Source organism: Candidatus Schekmanbacteria bacterium, assembly GCA_003695725.1.
Classification (GTDB): domain Bacteria; phylum Schekmanbacteria; class GWA2-38-11; order GWA2-38-11; family J061; genus J061.
Genome location: RFHX01000280.1, coordinates 1 through 3,724 on the forward strand (window position 1 = coordinate 1; position 3,724 = coordinate 3,724).

Consider the following 3,724-nt stretch of genomic DNA (forward strand, 5'->3'; position numbering starts at 1 on the left):
CATATGTATTATCAAAAAGATGGAATCCTTTATGGAAAGTGTGGATAGAAAGCCATCAATTTATAGGGAGATGATACAATGAAAAATTGCAGGATAGTTCTTCTTTTAATTTTTCTTATATCCTTTTCAAGCGCAACAATCCTCTATTCACATTCTGAAGAGCAAAGAGCAAAGGAGGTTGCAAAGGGAGTATATGCAGTTACGGATTTGGGCTTTTCAAATTGTGGTTTTATCGTTACTGATGATTGTGTAGTCGTTGTAGATACGACAATGCTGCCCTCTTTTGCTGAAGATTTACTAAATGAAATAAAGAAGATTACTGACAAACCTGTAAAGTTTGCAATCAATACTCATTGGCATACAGACCATATTGGTGGAAATCAGGCATTTGCCTCAAAGGGGATTCCTATTATAGGTCAGCAATTTACAAGAGATAAAGTTGCTGAGAGAAGAAAAGAACAGGATGAAGGGAAAGCAGATGAATCGCTGAAGATGTTTGGTCCTGATTTTAAGTTTACGCCTCCTAATATGACATTTAAAAATGAAATGCGCATTTATCCGGGGGGAAGGGAGATTGTGATTAAATATTTTGGCGGGGGCCATACAGGAGGTGATGCCGTTGTATATATTCCTGATGCCAAAGTTCTTTTCAGCGGTGACCTTTTTTTAAAAGGTTCGGGACTGCCTGATTATAGAGATGATGCCAATATCGATGTCCACATCAATGCGCTAAAAGAGCTTCAAAAGATGGACATAGAAAAGATTGTTTGCGGACATCTTGAACGCCTTGGCTCAACAGATATTACTGCCAAAAAAGAAGATATACAGAAATCTCTTGATAAAATGATAGCGCTTAGAGATGAAATAAAAAAATATGTCGATAAGGGTGTTTCAGCTGAAAAGGCGGCAGAATCTATTAAATTTCCGGAAGGTGAAAATCCTTTTTATAAAGCCAATTTCAAAAAGATTATTTTGAAAGTTTATGGTGATATTAAAAATTTAAAGAATTAGGAGAAAGTTATGAGTGGTAAAGAATTCAAAAAATTTTGTTCAAAAATGAATAGAAGAAGTTTCTTGAAGAGTACCACTATCGCTGCTGCTTCTCTCTCGATAAATCCATCCAAAGTACTTGCTGAACTTGCTGAAAAGATAAAAAAGACTTTTCCCCTTCCTGAAAAATCGATTGTTGCAATTACAAAAGACAAAAAATCAATTTCAGATAGTTTTGTTATAGATAAGTCTCGTGTGAGGAGAATGATTGATGAAGGAATAAAGAATATGACAGGTGCAAAGAATCTGTCGGAAGCATGGGCGTCAGTTTTTCCAAATCTGAAAGACAATGAAGTAATTGGATTAAAGGTTAATACAATCAATCCGCGCATTCCTGCCCATCCTGAAGTTGCATATTCAATTGTAGATAGTATGGTTGAAGGTGGTATCAATAAACAAAATATATTGATATGGGATAATGTGGATGCTTTTCTTATCAATGCAGGCTATAAAATAAATGACACTAAGGAGGGATACAGGTGCTACGGAACATACCATGACAAAAGCATCTGGCTCGACCCAGAGGCAAAAGTTTACATAAGATCTGAAAATATTGTCAACCACCATAGTAAAATTCTATCTCAGCATATAGATTATTTGATAAATGTTCCTGTTCTGAAAAAATCGGAATTTGCAGGTGTAACCCTATCAATGAAGAATATGTATGGAACAATTCATCTCTCAGAGCAGGCAACTTTTGACCCCACTTCTCTGACAGATGAGCAAGTAGAAGTGATAGAAAAGATGCATGCCCATAACGCAAATCCACAGATAGCGGAAGTAAATGCAAGCGAGCAGTTGATGAAAAAGACTAAACTCGTTGTCCTCGATGCATTGATGGGAATTTATGAAGGGAGCGCTCATGTAGACCCTCAGGGAGTAAACCATACAATAATAATCAGTCCTGATAGAGTAGCCACTGATTTGACAGGAATGAAAATAATCAATGAGGAAAGAAAAAAACGCGGCAAAAAGCTCATATCAAAGGAGTATGCAGGACATATTTGGTCAGCCGAGAAGCTCGGCATCGGAAATGCCGACGAGTCGAAAATTGAAGTTAGAATGTCTGAATTAAAAACAAGCTGAGGGTAATAGTCAAAGTTAGATGCAAGATTGAATCTTTGAAGTGGAGATATTGGCTTTATGGAATATAAAGATTTCGAAGCAATTTTTGAAGAGAAATTTAAAAATTTTTTGGAGCAGATGGATTGCACTAATTCAATTGTAGCAGAAAAAGGAGAGGAGAAACTCAGAGTCAAGGTTTATAGAAAACCTGATTCAGACGATTTTCCTTTAAAGAAAGTTTCATTTATGGTGCTTGAGAATGGCTGGGTAAAAAATAAGGATGATAAGTCAAAGGTAGATAGGTGCGAGTTTACCGTAGCAAGTTTTACACCTTCTTCATATATTCCACTTCCAATTTTTGCGTTTGAGGCATCTATTCATCTTGGTTTGTATGACCACCTCAATGTTGACCTTTTTATGCTTTCAAAGGATGAAAGGTATAGGGAAGTATTTTCAAAACCGGTTTGTGAGCTTCGAAAAAGATATGATTCCCTTGAAGGGCTTCTACCCGGTGTAAGGAAACCGATGTTGGCGGAATATACATCCGGAGGTATGATGGCAGGAGATTTCGCAGAAGACCAGAGAGATAAAACTATTCCATGGCTTTTAGATTATGTTGATTTATACAAAGGTTTTCTTGATAATTTTAAAAATATTCCAATACTCAAGGATGAATCTGTCATTGAAGAGGGAAGAAAAACCGGAGAGATGTTTGCTTCTATGTTTGCAAAGGCAACTCCCGGCATATTGAATGATGTCCCTAATCTTGCTGATGAGGAAACAGGAAAGAAGCTTGGGGACTTATTATTTTAAGATTAAGCCATAAAAACTCTAAATTTACGAAGGAGATTGATTATGAGTGAAATATCGAGGCGTGATTTTGAAAAAACTTTGCTCAAAGGGGCAGGGGCGCTAAGTATTCTAACTTTTCTCAATAGTCCGCGCGCAGTGTTTGCTTCAATGAAGTTTTCTCTCGAGGATGAAAAATTTTTAAAGCGTTCAGATGAAGAACTTGGATATGCACTCAAATCTCTTTTTATGACATATGACAGCACTTCTCCTTATCCGCATAAATTCAATGAAACAATTACAAAAGCTCAGCTTCAAGCTCTTGATTTTTACTGGAAGAAAGGGCTTGGGAAAGAATATGTAGAGCATTACATTACAACGATGAAGCCTCTTCTTGCGCGCATTGGAAAAATGGCGAAGAAGAAAGGAGCTGAATTTGGGCTTATGGGTATGTTTGAAGGCACAACCTGTTCTTATCAACTCTATGAGCGAATAAATATAAAAAAGGGAGAACGTTCATTCCCCTGTCCATTTAGGGATAAACTTTATGATTGCAAACAATGGCTTGGAGCTGTAACAGGCGATTTCGATTTCGAACTTCTCGATGTATGCAACAAATGGTGCATACCAGTGTGGGAAGGTTTTGCAAAGGAAATAGGAATAAAGATAAAAGCATTTCCCGGTGAAACCTGTAAGGTGAAACTCCTTTCGTAATTTCATAATCAAGAAAATTGTTTAAAGTTGAATATTAAAAAGGAGAAGAAAATGGAAATTAAAAATAAAATGACAGAAGATAAAATTAAAAGACGTGACTTTGCAA

At 36.5% G+C, this 3,724-nt stretch carries 4 protein-coding genes; all 4 read left to right on the forward strand.

What is annotated here, in order from left to right; all coding sequences use genetic code 11:
- The first annotated feature begins 78 nt into the window (after positions 1 to 78).
- Genes D6734_10790 through D6734_10805 form a run of 4 tightly spaced genes read left to right on the forward strand, consistent with a single transcriptional unit; the run spans position 79 to position 3,618 of the window.
- A complete protein-coding gene (locus D6734_10790; protein RMF93140.1) occupies positions 79 to 1,011 on the forward strand; it encodes an MBL fold metallo-hydrolase in 933 nt (310 codons plus the stop codon).
- A gap of 9 nt (positions 1,012 to 1,020) precedes the next feature.
- Positions 1,021 to 2,136 (forward strand): DUF362 domain-containing protein, encoded by a 1,116-nt coding sequence (locus tag D6734_10795; GenBank protein RMF93141.1) that lies wholly within the window; start codon positions 1,021 to 1,023, stop codon positions 2,134 to 2,136.
- Positions 2,137 to 2,193: 57 nt separating this feature from the next.
- Positions 2,194 to 2,928 carry a hypothetical protein gene (locus D6734_10800; GenBank protein RMF93142.1) on the forward strand — a complete coding sequence of 245 codons (735 nt, stop codon included), beginning with the start codon at positions 2,194 to 2,196 and terminating at the stop codon, positions 2,926 to 2,928.
- A gap of 42 nt (positions 2,929 to 2,970) precedes the next feature.
- Complete coding sequence (locus D6734_10805; protein RMF93143.1) at positions 2,971 to 3,618, forward strand: hypothetical protein; 648 nt, start codon at positions 2,971 to 2,973, stop codon at positions 3,616 to 3,618.
- Positions 3,619 to 3,724 lie beyond the last annotated feature (106 nt).

Coding starts and splice junctions, on each gene's coding strand:
- D6734_10800 (RMF93142.1), top strand. CDS start 2,194: ATGGAATATAAAGATTTCGAAGCAATTTTTGAAGAGAAATTTAAAAAT.
- D6734_10795 (RMF93141.1), top strand. CDS start 1,021: ATGAGTGGTAAAGAATTCAAAAAATTTTGTTCAAAAATGAATAGAAGA.
- D6734_10790 (RMF93140.1), top strand. CDS start 79: ATGAAAAATTGCAGGATAGTTCTTCTTTTAATTTTTCTTATATCCTTT.
- D6734_10805 (RMF93143.1), top strand. CDS start 2,971: ATGAGTGAAATATCGAGGCGTGATTTTGAAAAAACTTTGCTCAAAGGG.